1 protein-coding gene is annotated in these 21457 nt (G+C 43.4%); it reads left to right on the top strand.

Translation table 11 applies throughout. The annotated features are described in order from the left end of the window. Positions 1-280: 280 nt before the first annotated feature. Entirely contained in the window at positions 281-21457 is a 21177-nt protein-coding gene (locus FLL46_RS27440) for a non-ribosomal peptide synthetase (RefSeq protein WP_142932923.1), read from the top strand.

Here is a 21457-nt window from a genome sequence, read left to right as displayed (position 1 = left end):
TCGTTCTATCTCCTTTGGTTTGTTAGAGATTGAAAAGGTGAGGCGACTAAAAATAAATTCAAGAACATTCGTAAAGCTGAAGTTCCAAAATAACAAAAATAAACGTGTTAATTTTCTAGTCAAAAAAATTGGTCAGGGCAACAATACTTAATCAAGGTTTTACTAATACTTACAAAATGGTAAGTGCAAATTGGTATTGAGTGGTTCGTGCAAGGGTAAATCCTAGAGTCGCTCAGATGTTGGTCACTATGCAAAAATAACATTTTAATAAGAGCCTATAATGGAAAAAGTAATAGAATTTTTAAAAGAGCTAGCGGGTAAGGGGATTCAATTATCTCTAAAGGGAGAGCAGTTAACTTTTGACGCGCCAAAACGCTTACTTACCAAGCGCATTGAGGCCAGAATTAACGAGCTCGAACCAGAAATTATTCGCCACTTAAAAAAGTCTCAGAAAATGGAACAACAAAATGAAATTGCAAGTTCAGCTTCGATAGAAATGGACTATTGGCGGCAAGAGTTGGACATTGAACTACCGCGTTATGAACTGCTCCCCAATTTGCATCGCTTGACTGAAAGTAACTCCGAATATCAACTTTTATCAAAGAAGTTGTCAAAGGATTTAAGTAAGCGGTTAGTTGACTATGCTAAAGCAAGCGCAATGCAACCTTCAGAGGTATTGCTGACAGTTTTTCGAATTTTACTGCACAAATATACCGGGCAAGAAGATATCGTTATTGGACTAGCTACTGGCAAAGATTGTTTTGGGGATTTGAAAGCAAAGGGCCAAAAGAATCGAAAGGAATACGGCGCGAATGAAACCATATTACCGTTTCGCCTGCCTCTAGATGAAAAGTTGAATTTGGACAGTTTTCAACAAAGTGTCAGCGCAAAGTTGAAAGATATTCTGACCCATTCAGTTCCGTTTTCGCAAATACAAGCCCTACTAAAGTCTCAACAGTCTAGCAGTGAATCAGTTTTTCCGGTTGGCTACAGTTTTTCAGAAAATAAATCGAGTAGTGACTTCGTTTCGTTGGCATCGGTGCATCGTTTCGAACTGTTGTTACAAGTTGTCGAAAACAAAAAAACTTTTCACTTTCACTTGGAATACAGCGATGCTTTATATTCAAAAGAAGTGATGGGCGATTTTTATAAGCGTTTTTGCGCGTTGTTGAAAACGATTAGTCAACAAGCCGATCGACCCTTGGGCGAATACTCAATTCTTCCGCCGCAAGAAAGTAAAAAAGTATTAGAATCTTTTAATAATACGCAAGCAAACTATCCCCAGGGAAAATGCTTGCATGATTTATTTGTAGAGCAGGTTAAACGCGAACCGGAAAAAATAGCAATCAGCTTTAATCAAACTGAGCTGAGCTACCAACAATTGTTTGAGAAAAGCACTACCTTAGCTTTGTATCTGCAACAACAAGGAGTCAAACCCGATGACCTGATAGGACTTTGTGTCGACCGAGGTCCGGATATGATTGTGGCAATGCTGGGGATCCTTCAGGCCGGTGGTGCCTACGTGCCGCTGGATCCAGATTACCCCGATGATCGCTTGTCATATATTCTCAAAGACAGTCAGGCAAAAATCCTGTTAACTCAAGCATCGCTCAAAGAAAGACTATCGACATTTGATGGTGCACAAAACAGACAATTGATAGAGCTAGACCAGCAATGGTCAGATATTGAAGCAGAAGCGGCCCGATTAACGGAGCAGGCCATTGAATTAAAACAGACAGCCAACGAGAATAATCTGGCTTACATCATTTATACCTCCGGCTCAACCGGTCAGCCGAAAGGCGTGGCGATAGAGCACCACAGTCCGGTGACATTAGTGCAGTGGGGGAGCGAAGTTTATAGTCAAGAAGAGTTAGCAGGGGTATTAGCATCAACCTCAATCTGTTTTGATTTATCGGTTTATGAAATCTTCCTGACATTAGCCAATGGCGGTAAAATTATCCTCGCGCCGAATGCGCTGGAACTACCGAATTTAGCCGATAAAAACTCAGTGACATTAATCAACACTGTTCCTTCGGCGATGGAAGAGTTGGTGCGACTCAATGCCATTCCTGATTCTGTGCAAACCATCAACCTGGCAGGTGAACCTCTGTTACCGACCCTGGTGGATAAAATTTACGATAACAGTCAGGTGAGTAAAGTTTATGATTTGTATGGTCCCTCAGAAGATACCACTTACTCGACATTTATTTTAAGAGAAAAGAACGCACCGCAGAGTATCGGTCGGCCGATTGCCAATACTCAAGTTTACCTGTTGGATAAACATCAAAATCCTCAACCGATTGGTGTACCAGGAGAACTCCATATTGCCGGTGACGGATTAGCGCGGGGTTATCTGAATCAACCGGCGCTGACGGATGAAAAGTTTATTGATAATGTTTTTAACCCGGGAACGCGTTTGTATAAAACCGGAGATTTGGCACGTTGGTTGGATAACGGGACTTTGGAATATTTAGGTCGGATTGATACCCAGGTCAAAATCAGGGGATTCCGAATTGAAATCGGTGAAATAGAGGCACAGCTAAACTCGCACCCGGAGATTAAGGAAAGTGTTGTGGTCGCGCAGGGGGAGAGTGGGAGCAAGCAGTTGGTCGGTTTTTACGTGGTTGAAGATGTTAACTCAACTGAAGGTTCGCACACAATAACTAACGAAGATTTAAAAGTTTACCTTCAACAAAGTTTACCTGAGTACATGATACCAGCAACTTTTGTTGTACTCGATTCGATTCCGTTAACACAAAATGGAAAAATTAATCGCCGCGAACTAGAGAATATGGAAGTTTTAATTGAGACTGGGACAACATATGTCGCACCCAGTAATGGATTAGAAACTGAACTCGTTGATATCTGGTCAACAGTATTCAATCGTGATTCAAACAGCATCGGTATCGACGATAACTTCTTCGAGTTAGGCGGACATTCGTTATTAGCGACACGTTTAATTTCCTTAATTCGAAGTCGCTTTAATGTCGACGTCGAGCAAACGGTGTTATTTGAACAGGCAACCATTCGTCAACTCGCTAATTTGATTACCCAGTCTGAACAGAGTCAGATGTCACCGCTAGTGGCGGTGGATCGCAGCCGTGTTGATCCATCTCAATCGCTCAGCTTTGTTCAACAAAGATTGTGGTCGGTGGATCAATTAAATGTCGACAGTGCCGGTTATAATGTACCGATTGCGCTAACTATTAATACTGAAGTCGACAGCGCTTTGTTGACTCAAGCATTTAATCTGGTCATTGAGCGTCATGAAACGCTTCGCACTTGTTTCCCTTCGGAAAACGGTCAGGTTAAACAAGTCATTCTAGATAAGTTGGATTTCGAACTAGAGAGTATCGATCTGAGTCACTATAAAACGGATAAGACTCGCCAAAATAAAGCCAGACAACTATGCCAGACAGAAGTCGCTTCATCATTTGATTTAGCGAGTGGACCACTCTTCAGAGCGAAACTAATAACCCTGAATAAAAACGAGCATATCCTGATGCTTAATATGCATCACATTATCAGTGATGACTGGTCAGTAGGCGTCATGTTAAAAGAACTTTTCCTGGCAATAGATTGGCTTCAGCGAGGAGAAGAAATAAATTTACCGAATTTACCCATCCAATACCTGGACTATAGCGTCTGGCAGAGACAGTGGTTAGCGCAGGGCGGAAAACTCGATCGACAATTGAATTATTGGCAGGAAAAACTGACCGGTGTGCCTGAAAGCCTCGACATGGCGACAGACTATCCGAGACCGAGCATGCAGAGTTTTGATGGCTCATCACAAACCTTTAAACTAGATCAGCGCGTAACAGAGCAACTCAAGCAATTAGCCGAAAAGCAAAATGCGACGCTTTATATGGCGTTATTGTCTGCTTTCAAAATTCTGCTTTACCGTTACACGGGTCAGGAAGATATCTGTGTGGGGAGCGCGATTGCGAATCGACAGAATGAAGAAACCGAAAATCTGGTTGGTATGTTTGTTAACACCTTGGCGTTAAGGGATCAACTCGATGATCAGGACACATTCGAAACACTCTTGGCAAAAGTAAAAACTACCTGTCTGGAAGCTTATCAGCATCAAGATACGCCTTTTGAAAAAATTGTTGAGTTGGTTCAACCTCAGCGAAATATTGCGATTAACCCTTTGTTCCAGATAATGGTTATTTTGCAAAACGCGCCACTTGAATTACCCAATGATAAGGTTCAGCTATTTCCATTAGATCGTGAGGCCAGCAAGTTTGATTTGACGCTTGAATTTACCGAAACAGCTGCAGGTTTAAATGGACTCATTGAGTTCAATACTCAGCTATACAAACCTGAGACTATTGGCCGAATGAGCAAACATTTGGTGAATCTGTGTCAGGCTATTGTTCAAGGTAACGAAACAAAAATTAGCGATTTAGATTATTTAAGCGAAGATGAAAAATCACAGTTACTTTATCAACTTAATCAAACGCAAGTAGACTATCCGGAAGAAAAATGCATTCATGAGTTTTTTGTTGAGCAAGTCGCAAGTAACCCGGAGAAAACCGCGGTTGTATTTGAAGGGCCTGATAGTGCAGCAACAGAAACCCTCAGCTATCAGGAGCTTTATCAAAAAAGCTATGATTTAGCATTGTATTTACAGGCACAAGGAGTAACGCCTGATAGCCTGGTTGGGCTTTGTTTGGAACGATCGCCCGATATGATGATCGGAATATTGGGGATAACGATGGCTGGTGGTGCTTATGTACCACTTGACCCTGATTATCCCGATGACAGGTTGGCCTACATGGTGGAAAACAGTGAGGCGACAATTGTACTCACGCAGGAAAAGTTAACTAACAAACTAGCTAAGCTTGTCGCAGAAGACACTCAACTGGTGCTAGTTGATCAGCAATGGCAGTCGATTGAAAACCATTCAGCAAAACTGAAAAAACAATCAGTAGTATTAAAGCAGCAAGTGGAGCCGGATAATCTGGCTTACATGATTTATACCTCAGGCTCTACCGGTCAGCCTAAAGGCGTGATGGTTGAACACAAAGCGTTAGTGAACCGTGTTCACTGGATGCAGAGTCGCTATTGCTTAACCGAAAACGATATCGTACTACAAAAAACGCCTTATAGTTTTGACGTGTCGGTATGGGAATTTTTCTGGCCGATGATGACAGGTGCATCGGTAGTATTTGCCAAACCTGGCGGGCATACTGATCCTCATTACCTTGAAAGTCTGATGAACAAAATGAATGTAACAACGCTTCATTTTGTTCCGTCAATGCTTAACACTTATCTGGAAAATGCTAAGCATAATTGTCAAAGTGTTAGACAAGTTTTTTGTAGTGGTGAAGCCTTAGGCAAGAAAGCGGTTGAAAATTACCGTGAACAATTTCCTAATGCCTTATTACACAATTTATATGGTCCAACCGAAGCTGCTATCGATGTGACGTTTTTTGATTGTTCACAACTTAACTCGGCGCTGGTGCCTATTGGTGCACCTATTGATAACATTCAAATTTTTATCCTCGATAAAAATAATCGACCACAGCCGATAGGCGTACCAGGAGAACTACATATTGCCGGCGATGGCCTGGCCAGAGGTTACCGAAATCGACCTGAGCTGACTGACGAGAAATTCGTGCCTAACCCATTTTATGGAAACGACTTTTATACCAGCCGTAAGATGTACAAAAGTGGTGATTTAGCGCGTTGGTCAGATGACGGCAATATTGAATACCTGGGTAGAATAGATACTCAGGTGAAAATTCGCGGCTTCCGAATTGAAACCGGCGAAATCGAGGCGCAACTCAATCAGCATCCGCAAATTAATGATAGCGTGGTGATTGTTCAAGGGCAGAACGAAAATAAGCAATTGGTCGCGTTTTATCAAGCTAAATCGACTCAAACCGACGTAACTGATAATAGCAACACAGCAGATAACAGCGCTGCAGATAACAACGCTACGAATAACAACACCACGAATAACAACAATCTTGTCGAGTTGGCCAATGAAGATCTAAGAACTCACCTGCAACAGGTTTTGCCTGAATATATGGTGCCAGTTGCATTTGTCAGTCTGGAGTCCATTCCGCTAACCCCCAATGGCAAAGTTAATCGCCGTGTTTTGGAGCACATGAACGTGAGTCTACAGTCCAACCAAACTTATTTGGCCCCGCGCAATGAAATAGAAAAACAACTTGTCGAGTTATGGGCGGAAATACTTAACACAGAAGCGGAAACCATCGGCTTAAACGATAATTTCTTTGCTGTCGGCGGCAACTCGTTGAATGTCATTACCTTGGCAACCAATATTGAAAAGATGATGTCTTGTCAATTCTTACCGGCTACATTATTTAAACATAATACCATTCGTGATATCAGCCAACATCTGCATGACCACGTGAAGCAAACGAATCCGCGTGTTTTTGAAGAGCAGGCCGTTGAAGAGCAGCTTGTTGAAGAGCAGACAGTTGAAGATCAAACTGCACAAGCACAAAATACGATAGACACAAAAGTTTCGAAAAACAGTCAGGTTCATTCTCAGCAAAAAGAGCAAGTCGCTCAATCTGACGAATTCATCGAACAGGCAGAGCAAGATTATTACCAGGATAGTCTGGCGATAGTTGGAATTTCCTGTCATTTTCCTGATGCGAAAGATCATCGTGCGTTTTGGGAAAATCTAGCGCAAGGTAAAGAAAGCGTTCAATTTATTTCACGGGATGAAGCCAAGAGAAATAATATTTCAGCAGATATATTAGATCACCCTGACTATGTACCTACAAAACCCTGGTTAGAAGGAAAAGAGCTTTTTGACCCAGAGTTTTTTAAAATTTCTTCGGGCAATGCTGCACTAATGGACCCACAGTTTCGTCAGCTTTTGATGCATTCATGGAAAGCTGTTGAGGATGCCGGGTATCTTTGTGAGGAAATCGAAAGCACCAGCGTGTTTATGTCTGCCAGCAATCATTTTTACCAGACGCTTGCAACCCAAATTCCCGTCGATGCGCACGTGATGGAAAATTCTGATGAATTTGTTTCCTGGCTGATGGGACAGGGAGGAACTATTCCTACGATGATTTCGTATCAGTTAGGTTTAAAAGGACCTAGCGTTTTTGTTCACACTAATTGCTCATCATCGTTAACTGGATTGTACTCCGCTTATCAAAGTTTACAGTCGAAGGACGTTGACCAGGCATTGGTTGGTGCTGCGTCACTTTCTGCAACTTTGGGGCTTGGTTATATCCATCAACCCGGTTTAAATCTATCAAGCGATGGACACTGTAAAACTTTTGATGCCGATGCCGATGGCATGGTAGAAGGCGAGGGAGTCAGTGTTATCCTGGTGAAACGAGCTGCCGATGCAATTAAGGCGGGCGACAATATTTATTGTTTACTGAGAGGGATCAGTATCAATAACGATGGTGCTGATAAGGCAGGGTTTTATGCGCCGAGTGTTAGTGGACAATCTTCAGTCATACAACAAGTATTGGACAAAACGGGAATAAATCCCGAGTCAATTGATTATGTTGAAGCCCATGGAACTGGCACGGCGCTGGGTGATCCGATTGAACTAATGGCATTAAGCGAAGCTTATCAGGACTATACTGATAAAAAACAGTTCTGCGGAATTGGCTCAGTTAAACCGAACATTGGGCACCTGGATACTGCCGCGGGATTAGTTGGCTGCGTTAAATTGGCGTTAAGCCTCTATCATAAAAAGTTTCCGGCACTGATCAATTATTCAAAACCGAATCCGCAAATTGATTTCGAGAATTCGCCTTTTTATGTGGCAGACAAAGAACAGTCATGGACAAATGGCCGGTCGCCAAAGCGTGCTGCGCTGAGTTCTTTCGGAATCGGTGGCACGAATACCCACGCGATACTCGAGGAGTATCCTGTGACTTCCAGTGCCGATTCACAATCAAATAATCCGTCGGCAACCAATGCTGCGAGAAAATACCTGGTTCCTTTGTCAGCGAAAAAAGAAACCGTACTTAAAGATTATGCTGAAAGTCTGAAGGTGTTTCTAGTTAACACTAAGAGAAAAAATATCGACTTGACTCGACTGGCCTACACGCTGCAGACCGGCAGAAAAGCGATGGAGCATCGTGTCATTTTCGTTGTGAAAGAGCTAGACGAATTGTTAGCTGCGTTATCTTGCTTTATAGAAAATAAACGTTCTCCCGATTATTTTACCGGCAATACTCTCACTCATAATCAGTCAGATGCCATACTCGAAGGAGAGACATTAGCGGAAGACGAAGATTTTCAGGAGCTGATTAATCATTGGGTGGCCAAGAAAAAGGTTAATAAACTCGCGAAACTTTGGGTAAATGGAACCCAGTTACAATGGCGAGACTTGTACGATCAAGCGCTACCATTGCGCATGAGTTTGCCAACTTATCCTTTTGCAAAAGAGCGTCACTGGATTGACTTTTCTGACCATGCTTCTAACGCTCGCTTTTCTGACGCAAACGTTGTTTCATCAACAGCGCAGTTGCATCCGTTATTGCACAGTAATACTTCTGATTTAAGTCAACAAAGTTACCGGTCAATTTTCAGCGGTCAGGAATTTTTCCTGGCTGACCATGTGATTAATGGACAAAAAATTCTACCGGCAGTTGCTTACCTTGAGATGGCTCGCGCGGCTGTAATGGAAGCGATTCCTGCCTTGCAACAACCAATCTCCATTGAGCTAAACAATGTTGTCTGGGCACAACCGATTGTGGTGACCGAGCCACGCCCAACTGGTATCGCTCTATCGATTAATGAAAACGAACAGATTGATTATGAAATTTATAGTGGACTTGATAATGAGGAAGTTGTGCATTGTCAGGGCCAGATAGTATTAACTCAGCAACCACAGCCAGCTAAGCTTGATATCGAACAACTTCAAGTGAGAATGCAGCAGGGAAGTGTAGATGTTAGCAGTCTTTACGACGCCTTTACTGAAATGGGCACTGACTTTGGCCCATCCCATCAGGGCGTCAGCGCAATTTACCAGGGACAAGCAGAGTTGCTAGCGCGATTAAGTTTACCTGACTCGGTTGAAGGTACTGAAGCTACGTACCAATTGCACCCAAGTATCATGGATGGAGCACTACAATCCTGTACGGTTTTAATCGCCGGGTTAAATCAATTGCCCAGCCAGACAACACTCCCATTTGCGCTGGAATCTTTGCGTATGGTGTCGAGTTGCACTAAAGAAATGCTCGCGTGGGTTCGCTTTTCATCGGGCAGTAAACCAACAGATAAACTCGTTAAAGTTGATATCGATATTTGCGATCTTGATGGCAATATTTGTGTACAAATCCATGGTTATTCGTCCAGAGTTTTAACCTCGGAGCTAAGTTCAGACGCTGCTAAAAATCGCGCTTTTGGAACTTTGTACGCAGAGCCTGTTTGGCAACCATCTAGAGCGTCAGAATTCAATTCGAACAATCAATTAGCAGGATTAAATGCCGATATTACCCAGCAAGAAATTGTTTTGGGGGATTTAACTAATGTTGATGACAAACAATTAAATGCTTTATTAGATGATAGTCAGCGCCTGATGTTGGCTCAGCGAAACTCATCAGACGATATGGCGGCTCATTTCACTCGTGTCGCTTTGAATTGTTTTGAGCAAGTACAAACGATAATTAAAAGTAAGCCTCAGGGAAAAGTGCTGCTTCAACTGATTGTTGCTAACGATTTAGAAAATAGTTTAATCACAGGCTTAACCGGACTGTTGACGACTGCCAATCTGGAAAATCCAAAGTTTATCGGCCAGATTATTTTCGTTGAACCCGATGTAACGACTGACGAATTAGCGAATATACTCGCGCAAAACCGAAGTCTCCTACACGATGGATTAGTGAAATATGAAGACGGACAGCGCATGGTTCGCCGCTGGCAGGAATTAGCAAATGATTGGACTGATGTTAGTCAACTTGAACAAAATGAAAGTTCGAATTCAGAAACCATCGCATTTAAAGAAGACGGCGTCTATTTGATTACTGGCGGCCTCGGCGGTCTGGGCGTAATATTTAGCAAGGAAATTCTGCGACAGACCCGTCAAGCTAAAGTAATCGTCACTGGTCGAGCGGAATTATCCAGCGAGAAGCAGAGTCTGCTCAATGCAATTGCTGAAGAGCTGTCGGATTCAGATATAAACGATAGCCGATTGGAATACCAACAACTTGATCTACTTGATCCAAAGCAGATTAACAACGTTTTTAAATCCATCCGTAAAAAATACGGCCAGCTTAATGGCATCATTCATAGCGCAGGCATGGTCGCAGACAATTTTATTTTACGTAAAACTGTCGATGAATTTAGTCAGGTTATGGCGCCCAAAGTAACGGGAACCCTCAACCTGGATCTTGCCAGCCAGAATATTGATCTCGATTTTATGGTGCTGTTTTCGTCGGAGTCTTCATTGGGAAGTCTCGGACAGTCCGACTACGCCTGTGCCAATGGTTTTATGAATCAGTTTGCCGTCAATCGCAATCAATCAGTTACCAAGGGGCAACGTCACGGGCACACACTCGCCATTAACTGGCCCTTATGGAAAAATGGCGGAATGAGTGTCGATCAGGCAACAGAAGAATCATTGCTGCAAACCACGGGTATGCAAGCAATGCAAACTGAAACCGGTTTAAAAGCGTTTTATCAATGTCTGGCATTGCAGCAGACGCAAACTTTAGTGATTGAAGGCAACCTGCCTTTAATTCGCGCAAGACTTTTTGATGAGTCCATAGCTGATGAATCCAAAGTTAATAAAAGTTCAGTTGAAGAAAAGCCGCTTGGAGAAAATAAGGCATTAGAAAATTCGACACGAAACGAAATCAAAGCGCAACGTTTACATGATTCTGCTGGGTCAACTGTCGAGGTAACAACTTCCGCAACGAACACTGCGGTAGTTGATGCCGGAAATCTCTCTGAACAAACGCAAGATTATTTGCGTAAGCAGTTTGCGACTTTATTCAAAATTCCCTCTCATCAAATTGATCCACAGGCACCGCTGGAAAACTATGGTATTGATTCCATCCTGGCGATTAACTTAACCAATCAGTTAGAAAAAACATTCGGTTCGCTTTCTAAAACGCTGCTTTTTGAATATCAAACCGTGGCGGAATTAGCAGAATATTTCGTTGAGTCTTATTCCGAAAAACTTGCTCAAATGTTCTCCGTGACTGATGCTGGAGCAGTGGCAAAATCTGCCGAAGAAGCTAAGCCTGAAATAAGCCAAAAAGCAATCATTCAAAATAAGTCAGAATTAGCCTCGAGTAATGATATTAAGGTTGGTAGTTTAACCAAGCTGATTTCAGGCGGCCGCTTTGGTTCGAGACAACCTGCGCAATCGAGTGAGAACCAACAGAGTTCTGCTGGATTTATTCAGAATTCTAAAACCCAAAACTCTAAAGCCCAAAACTCTCAGGCGGAACCTATCGCAATTATCGGGTTAAGTGGGAGATACCCAGAGTCAGAAAATCTCGAACAATTTTGGCACAACTTACGTGATGGTAAAAATTGCATCACCGAAATTCCACCGGAAAGGTGGGACTGGAGAGATTATTATTCTGAAGACAGAACCCAGGAAGGCGTGCACCTGAGTAAGCTTGGTGGATTTATGAAAGGTGTCGATGAGTTTGACGCCAAGTTCTTTAATATTTCACCGAGAGAAGCAGAAATTCTCGATCCACAAGAGCGAATTTTTCTGCAACACGCATGGATGGCCGTCGAAGACGCCGGCTACACTCGTGCTAGTTTGCAAATACCCCATGAGCAAAATTTGCCGGGTCAGGTGGGGGTTTATGTCGGCGTCATGTATGGCGAATATCAATTAATTGGCGCTGAATCTAGTTTGCTCGGTAAGCGGATGGGTTTCGCCAGTAGTCTGGCGGATATTGCTAACCGAGTTTCTTATGTGTTGAATTTGCATGGTCCGAGTTTAACCATCGACACCATGTGTTCGTCATCGCTCACCGCCATTCATCTAGCTTGCCAGGATCTGAAACAAGGTCGTACTGATCTTGCAATTGCCGGTGGTGTTAACGTCAACATTCACCCTAACAAATACCTGATCTTAAGTTCCGGTCAATATATTTCCACAACAGGAGCTTGTCACAGTTTTGGTATCGGTGGCGATGGTTATATTCCCGGCGAAGGCGTCGGTGCGATTATTCTGAAAAGATTATCTGAAGCGCAGCGCGATAGCGATCACATCTATGGCGTTATCAAAGGGAGTGCCCTTAGTCATGGCGGTAAGGTTAATGGCTACACGGTACCTAACCCTCAGGCACAAGCCAGCGCAATAAGTCAGGCATTAATCGAAGCCAATACAGACCCGCGCCATGTCAGTTATATTGAAGCCCACGGCACTGGTACAAAATTAGGCGACCCCATTGAAATTGCCGCTTTAACTAAAGCTTTTTATCAACAAACGCCAGCGACCGATGCGAGCGGTGCACCGCTAGAAAAAGCATTTGGCTATTGCCTTGTGGGCTCCGCTAAATCGAACATCGGTCATTGTGAACCTGCGGCTGGAATTGCCGGGTTGACAAAAATATTGCTACAGATGAAGCATAGACAAGTATTCCCATCGTTGCATTCGAAGACGCTTAATCCCCATATTGATTTCGACAGCACGCCTTTCGTGGTTAACCAGACATTGACTGAGTGGAAACAGCCATTAGTCGATGGAATAAATATTCCTCGTATCGCTGGAATTTCCTCTTTCGGTGCAGGCGGCGCAAACGCGCACATGATAATTGAAGAATATTCTCAAGAAAGAGTGAGCGCTGAGCAAAACGTCAACGTTGTAATCCCACTTTCGGCGAGAACCAGCGAACAGCTGAACCAGAAGGCTAACGAGCTTTATCATTTCGTGGTGAACGAAAAACAAAATATTGATTTGGCTAATATGGCTTACACGCTGCAGGTTGGTCGCGAAGCGATGGAAGAGCGTTTAGGTTTTATGGTCAACTCTGTCGACCAGCTCATTGAAAATCTGAAAGCTTTTGTCGAAGGTCAAAGGAATATTGAAGATTTTTATCAGGGGCAAGTTAAAGCAAATAAAAAAGAAATGATGTTGATTGGCCAGGACGATGATATGAAAGAGGCCATCAACAAATGGGTTGTCCGTAAAAAACTATCAAAGCTGCTCGATTTATGGGTGAAAGGACTCGCGCTTGATTGGGATCAACTGTATGACGAAAACAAACCAGCCAAGATCAGTTTGCCGACTTATCCTTTTGCGAAAAAGCGTTTCTGGATCGATATTGATACTCATCAACTACCGGCTTTAAGCTCTGTCTCAGGCGCTCAGGCTAGCCAATGGCTTCATCCTTTGTTGCATACTAATACTTCTGATCTTAACCAGCAAAGTTATGAAACTCACTTTAATGGAACAGAATCTTTTCTGGTTGATAATTTCTTAAACCAGCCGGCAGACAGTGTCGCTGAAAACAACCAAAAATTACTGCCGGTTGCAGCTTACCTTGAGATGGCTCGCGCGGCGATAGAGCATGCGTCACCTGTTCAGCAAGATTCTCGCATACTTGAACTTCATAATATCGCTTGGGGCCAGCCCGCTATCGTAAACGCTAATCAGGCTATTGCCATCGCCTTATTCGCACAAGATAGCGAAAATATCAATTTTGAAATTTACAGCAAAGATAAAAATCCTGGTGAAGAAAATGAGGGTTTACAAAACCAAAATGACGGCTTAACAGCTAGTGCCAACTTAAGTGCAAGTGAAGTCGTTCATTGTCAGGGATATTCTCTTTTTAGCTACCAACCGGCACCGGAAAAACTGGACGTTGCCCAACTAAAATCACAAATGGTGGAAGCCAATACAACTTCAACGGTTGAGGGAGTTGCGTCAGTTTTCCTTGGCGATAATCAATTGTTAGCACAACTGCCACTTGCCACAGAGAAGAATCATTCGGGCGATTATATCCTTGAACCCGAAGCATTAAACGCGGCACTGGAAAGTTCGCTTTATTTAGCAAGCCAATATGCTTCTGCTTCAAGTTTAACCACTTATTTACCGGCGTTACCTAATGGTCTTGACTCAATCCGAATTATATTTGCCTGCACTCAAAATATGTTCGCCTGGATCCGCAACTCAGCGAAAAGCGATTTGCAAAGCGATATGGTTAAACTGGATGTGGATTTATGCGATGAACAAGGCAATGTTTGTGTTCAAATAAGAGGTATTGCTTATCAACGAATTTCAAACCGTCTAGACACTGTTGCTACGAGCAACGCTAGTGCTGTTCACATCGGCACCACGGCGGTTCCTGCAAGTGAATTAGAAGTTACATCTGAAAATATTCCTAATGTTAGCCGCTCAGCTCAGCCAACATCCACCCAGCCGACATTCTCTCAACCAAAAAGGATCCCGATTACATTCAACTCGAAGAGTGAGCTAGCGTTGTCAATTGGTGATCCCGCTCAGTCGGTATTTTCTCAAACGAGCGAAGTCGAAGAAGATTCACTATCAGTGGATCCCGTGGATAAACCATCGGGAATTCTATTAGCTAAGCCTGAGTCGATTGAGGTTAGCGACAAACAAGAGCCGTCGACTCAACCTACGCCGGTTCGTCTGAACGAGCAAGCGCTGAGTGCTTCATCAGGCGCGAGTCTAACACTTGAAAAACCAACCCAAATCGATTTGGCAGCGCCTGAAGTGCCGGTTATTCAACATGCAGAGCAAGTGTTGCCAAAAGGTACCGTTACATTGTCAAATGTCACGGAAGCCAACCTGGTTTCTGTGTCGGATGATGTGCGTGATTTAAGCGTGCCGCTGGTCAGCCTGTTTGACTTAGGGCAGGGAATACATTCTATTCAAATTTCCGACGCCGAAAATGGCAATACACTTTTAAACGAGGTGATCGAGCAACTGTTACAAGCGCTTAACAGGGTAAAACAAATTAGTGCGCTAAAAGTATTAATGATTGACGGTATATCACAGCAATTTATTAACGGTGATCGCCTGTGTTTTAACCAGGCTGTGAGCCAAAAGCTTTACCATGCAATAGTCGAGTTTCCTTACCCAGTTATCGCTGTAATGGAGGGGAATTCCGCGGGTGCTGGATTCCTGGTTGGGGCGCTATGTGACTTTATGGTTTGCAGCGAAGAAGCCAGCTATCAATATTGTGAGCCTTTAAGTTTATCGGGTAGTGAAGAAAACTTACTACGCGAGCGCTTCGGTGATGTTATCGCCCACGAATTCGTTAATTTATCCACTGGCCTTACCGGTAAGCAACTAAAACAAAGTGGTTGGGTAACGCCAATCTTACCGCAAGCAAAAGTGGTTGAGCATGGGCAAAAACTTGCAACGGTATTAGCAGAAAAGCCGCAACACTCGTTAAGATTATTGAAACAGCACCTGGCACGTCATATGGTTGAATTAGTCAATCAGTTATCGCCAGTTGACTTATCTTCTGCACAACAGCCGTCGAAGCTGCAGTCGAAAAAAATATCCGCGCCAAAAATTAATTCGCCCGTTAAACAAATTCAGTTATCGGTTCATGCTGAAACGACGCTAGTGATCAAAGTCGGCGCGGCGGGTAAGCGTTCTAATACGAATGGTCTGGCGAATCATTTAACTAAAATTCTCGATCAGGTTAATCAAAGCCAATATTACCAAACTGTTGTATTAACCAGCGAAACAGATGATTTCTTTACTCAGGCCACACAAAAAATAACTGATAAAGCGGCGCAGGCATTACAGCGTGCGATCTTAGTATCAAGTGTTCCAGTGATTGCAGCGTTAAATTGCAGTGCGAAAGGAATCACCTGGTTAGTTAGCCAATATTGCGATGCTTGTATTTACCTCGCTGACGGCCAATATTCAATGGCTGGAATCAGCGCCAATTCTGAACAGGCAAAACAAGCGGCGATGATTTTTGCTTATCGTGTTGGGCATCAATTAGCGAAACAGATATTACTCACCGGCGCGGAATTTTCCGGTACCGAGTTACAACAGAATCTGCCAGGTTTGTTAGTCAGCAAGCAAGGTGAAGTTTTATCGACGGCATTGCGTCTGGCTGAAAAGTGGAATCAACAATCATTAGAAAATTTAAAGGTCTGGAAAAAACAGGCTGTTGCTTACATTGAGGCAAAATTTGAACAGCAGCCTCAATGGTTTGAAGTTAAGTCGAGCAAAGGTAAAACATTACCCGACTCACCGACAACAATTCAATTGGCTTCGAAAGTGATCGCTGCGACGGTTCACCCCGAAGGGATACTGGAAATTAAAATGGAAGATCGGGAAGCTAAGAATATGCATTCCGATGCTATTTTAGATGGCCTGATAGAAGTATTTTCACATATAGAAACAGCGCCCGATTATAAAGTAATCGTTTTGACGGGATACGATAATTATTTCTCAACCGGCGGTACCAAAGACGATCTTGTGGCTATTCAAGAAGGTAAGGCCAAGTTTACTGACGTTAAAGTTTACCATTTAGCAATGGAGTGTAAACTACCGGTGATCGCAGCTATGCAAGGACACGGAATTGGCGCGGGATGGGCGCTGGGAATGTTTGCCGATTTCGTATTCTTCAGTAGAGAAAGTAAATACTTAAGCCCTTACATGAATTTCGGATTTACGCCGGGCGCTGGTGCAACTTTAATATTACCAAAACAACTTGGCTATGATCTGGCGAGAGAAAGTCTGCTAACCGCGCAGGAGATTGCCGGCGGTGAACTCGCAGCTCGGGGACTTTCGATTCCAGTATTGCCCAGAAAAGAAGTTGTACCTGCAGCGATGGCATTGGCAAAAACTCTTGCTAATAACGCTCGTGAACAGTTAATTGGATTAAAACATCAATTTACTCAGCAGTTACACAAGCCGCTGGAACAAACCTATGAATTAGAGTTGGCAATGCACGATAAAACTTTCGTTGGTCGTGCTGATACCCTCGAACAAATCCAAAATAACTTCTTCGATCTGGCTGAGGCACGACAAAGTGAAGCCCGTAAAGCAGAGCAGGAAAAAGTGGCGCTGGAAAGTCCTGCTTCAGAAAGTGTTTCGCAAAATAATCAACCAGCCAAATTAGCGCAGCCATCTAACGAAGAGCAGGTCAATACACCGACCAGCGAGTCTCTCACTTCGATTACTGCGACGTTGAAACAACTATTGGCCGATGAACTACACATGGAGCTTGATGAAATCGACGAAGACGCTCAGTTTGTCGATTTAGGTTTAGATTCAATTTATGGTGTTACCTGGGTTCGTAAAGTGAACGAAAAATACCAGGTTTCAATTGAGGCAATTAAAGTTTACAGCTATCCAACTCTGGCGGAATTTAGTGAGTTTGTAAAAGAAGAAGCTGATAACAATACAGTGCAAAAAGTGGCTAGCCCGGTTGAGGAAACACCTTTAAGCCAACCTGCGCCGGCTGCGACTGTAGCAAATACCGTAGCAAATAACGTAACAGCACAAGTTGCACAAATCGAATCACCACGAATTGAAGCCGCGAAAACGGTATCAAATGTTTCGCCGGTTGCGATTGCTAATGTTGAATCACAAGCGAGCACCAGTCCCACACCGCAACAAAGTTCGCAACCGGAAGCTGGCGAACAACTGTCTTCTATTACCGCCAATTTAAAACAGATGCTCGCTGACGAACTGCATATGGAACTGGATGAGATCGACGAAGACGCTCAGTTCGTCGACTTAGGTTTAGATTCAATTTATGGCGTTACCTGGGTTCGCAAAGTGAACGAAAAATACCAGGTATCAATTGAGGCAATTAAAGTATACAGCTATCCGACTTTAGCCGAGTTTAGTGAGTATGTAAAAGAAGAGGCTGAGAAGAACGGCGCGGTGATAACCACTGCGTCGACTCAGAATATTCCTGCTGCTCAACCAGACCTGGCGCAGCCCAGAAACACTCAGACGCAACAAGCTCAAACACAGCTGGTTCAAACGCAACCACAACGACAACCACAATCACAACAAACCCAAGCTATTCCAACAAAGTCGAGTGTCGACACTTTGTCCAGTATCACTGCGACCCTCAAGCAATTACTTGCAGACGAATTGCATATGGAACTGGATGAAATCGACGAGGAAGCGCAATTTGTTGATTTAGGATTAGATTCGATTTACGGCGTCACCTGGGTTCGTAAAGTGAATGAAAAATACCAGGTTTCGATAGAAGCGATCAAAGTTTATAGTTATCCGACATTGGCTGAGTTTAGCCAGTATGTGAAAGAAGAAGCTGAGCAAGCTGGATCCCTTGAACAAGTGATTTCTGAAACTGCAACTTCCCTGCAGTCAGAAGTTGTTAGCTCAAGTCAGCCTGAATTGCAGCAGCCTGAATCTTCTGCTGGTCAGCCTTTAACAACGGGAGAAATTGCACAGCAAACTGCCGATGTTAATACGCTTAATCAAGTCGAAGTCGCGTCACAACTCATTGTGAATAAACTGACTTCATGGCGCCAATTATCAAATTCAAAATCGTCGCCCTCGCAAATCCACTCAACGCAACCAATCGCTGTCATTGGTATGGCGGGACAATTTCCACAGGCGAACAACCTGGATGAATATTGGGAAAACATTTCCCAGGGTAAAAATTGTATTACGCAGATTCCACAAACGCGGTGGGATATTAATACCTACTATCAGGAAGGAGAACCTGTCGCCGGTAAAACAAACAGTCAGTGGATGGGAGCGTTACCTGAATACGATATGTTTGATCCTTTGTTTTTTAATATTTCGCCGATTGAAGCCGAAAATATGGATCCGCAACAGCGAATATTTCTACAGGCATGTTGGCATAGTATTGAAAATGCAGGTTACAATGCGCAAACACTTTCAGGTAGTAAATGCGGTGTTTTTGTCGGTTGTGCTAACGGTGATTATCAACAATTCTCCGCTGAACAACAGTTAAGTGCGCAAGGATTTACCGGTGGCGCCACTTCAATTTTAGCGGCGCGTATTTCTTACTTTTTGAATTTGCAGGGACCATGCTTATCCATAGAGACTGCCTGTTCGTCATCTTTGGTTGCCATCGCCAATGCTTGTGAAAGCCTTACCTCAAACAGTAGTGACTTGGCGTTAGCTGGTGGTGTTTATGTAATGGCAGGGCCAGCCATGCATATTAAAGCTGCGCAGTCCGGCATGTTATCTCCCGATGGTCGTTGCTTTACTTTTGATCAACAGGCGAATGGTTTTGTTCCTGGTGAAGGCGTTGGTGTTGTGATGTTAAAGCGTCTCGACGATGCGGAAAGAGATCGCGATATTATTCAAAGCGTCATTCAAGGGTGGGGGGTTAATCAGGATGGAAAAAGTAACGGAATCACTGCACCAAATCCTCAATCGCAAACTCGCCTGCAACAGGAAGTTTATGACAAATATCAGATTGACCCGAATAACATACAATTGATAGAAGCCCATGGAACCGGTACTAAGTTAGGCGATCCTATTGAAGTTGAAGGACTGAAAAAATCCTTCAAAAAGTATACAGACAAGCAGCACTATTGCGCACTTGGTTCAGTGAAAAGCAACATTGGTCACTGTGTTACCGCGGCCGGTGTTGCCGGGGTAATAAAGTTAATCCTGGCGATTAAACACAGACAACTGCCGCCAACGATTAACTTTACCAAACTGAATGAACATATCGGACTGGAAAATAGCCCATTTTATGTTAACGACCAGTTGCGTGACTGGGAAGTGCAAAATAAGGAACGACGTCAAGCCGCGATAAGTTCATACGGATTCAGCGGTACCAATGTTCATATGGTTGTCGCTGAGCATGCTCCGTCGCTGAAAGCGCGTGCGTCGAATGGTCAAGATAATCAAACCATTTCTGTGATAACCGAAAACTCAAAAGTTATCGTACCGCTTTCGGCTAAAACTCAGGAGCAGTTGCAACAAAGCGCGAGCAACTTACTTAATTTCTTATCGAAAGAAAATTTCTCTAACCAGACGAAACCGGACCTCATTGCGCTGAGTTACACTTTGCAAGTAGGCCGCGAGCCGATGGAAGAACGCCTTGGTTTTATGGTTGACTCCATAGAGCAATTGGTTGAAAAACTCGATAACTATGTACAAGAGCAGGTGCAAGGCGGAAATAAAAAAATCGACGGTGTTTATACTGGCCAGGTTTATCAAAACAAAGAAAGTATGAGTATCGTCAGCCAGGATGAAGATGTTAAGGAAACGATAATTGATAAATGGATTGGCAGCCAAAAACTCTCCAAACTTTTAGGTTTATGGGTGAAAGGATTAGAGATAGATTGGAACAAGCTTTACCCTCAAGACAAGCCAAAACGTATCAGTCTGCCTGTGTATCCATTTGCGAAAGAACGTTACTGGATTGAGTCTGATGATTTTATCGCCGTTGCAAGAAAAGTTGAGACTAAAACCTCTAATGGTACGCTCAAAGTCCTGCATCCGTTATTGCACGAAAATATTTCAGATCTTAGTCAGCAGAGTTATCGCACTCAATTCACCGGTGATGAACTATTCTTAGCCGATCATCAAGTGATGAGTGCTAACGCTGCAAACGAGAATAGTGCGTCTTTCCAGAAAGTGCTACCAGGTGTCGCTTACCTGGAAATGGTCAGAGCTGCTGTTGAAAACGCAATGCCGGCGTCTCACGACAATGAAGCATTAACTTTAGAATTACATAACACTGCCTGGGTACAACCGGTTGTTGTGAATGAAACGAAAGAAATTTCGATAGCCTTATTTGCCAATGAGTCAGAAACTTCAGGCGAAGATGGCCGAGTGATTGAGCAAATCGATTATGAAGTTATTAGTCGTGAAGTGACTAGTAGTGAAGCTAATGGAGAAGATGAGATCAAGGAAATGATTCACTGTCAGGGACAAGCTGTTTTCAGTCGACAACCGGCTCCGGCCAAACTTGATCTGAGACAACTGAAATCAGAGATGTTGCAAAGCGAAGTAACGCCGCATGAGCTTTACGCTATTTTCAACCAAATCGGTTTGGATTATGGTCCGGCGCATCAAGGAATTGTCACACTCTATCAAGGCGAAAAACAAGTGCTTGCCCAGTTGCAACTACCACGAGAGGTAGCGTCCTCCGAAGATGACTATCACTTACACCCAAGTATTATGGATTCCGCACTACAGGCCTGTATCGGTTTAACTGATTTAGGTCAGCTGCCAGACAAACCATCGATACCATTTGCATTAGAGTCACTAAGGATACTGTCGGCTTGTACTAGCGATATGTTTGCCTGGGTTCGCTATTCGGCTGGTAGTCGGCCGGAAGATAAAATTGTTAAGTACGATATCGAATTGTGTGATCAGCAGGGCAATATTTGCGTGCAGATGCGAGGATTTTCTGCCCGCGTAATTGAACCTGGTACAAGTTTGAATAGCCAAGACCAAACAATAAATGACATGGAAAATATTGCGGCTTTCGATGACGCCTTTTACGAACAGGTCATTGAAAGTGTTTTAAATAATGAAATTTCTGTTGACGATGCGGTGGAATTATAG

The organism is Aliikangiella coralliicola, assembly GCF_007004725.1.
Taxonomy (GTDB): Bacteria; Pseudomonadota; Gammaproteobacteria; order Enterobacterales; family Kangiellaceae; genus Aliikangiella; species Aliikangiella coralliicola.
The sequence above is the reverse complement of the archived record's forward strand: the minus strand, read 5'-3'. Positions and strand labels throughout refer to the sequence as shown.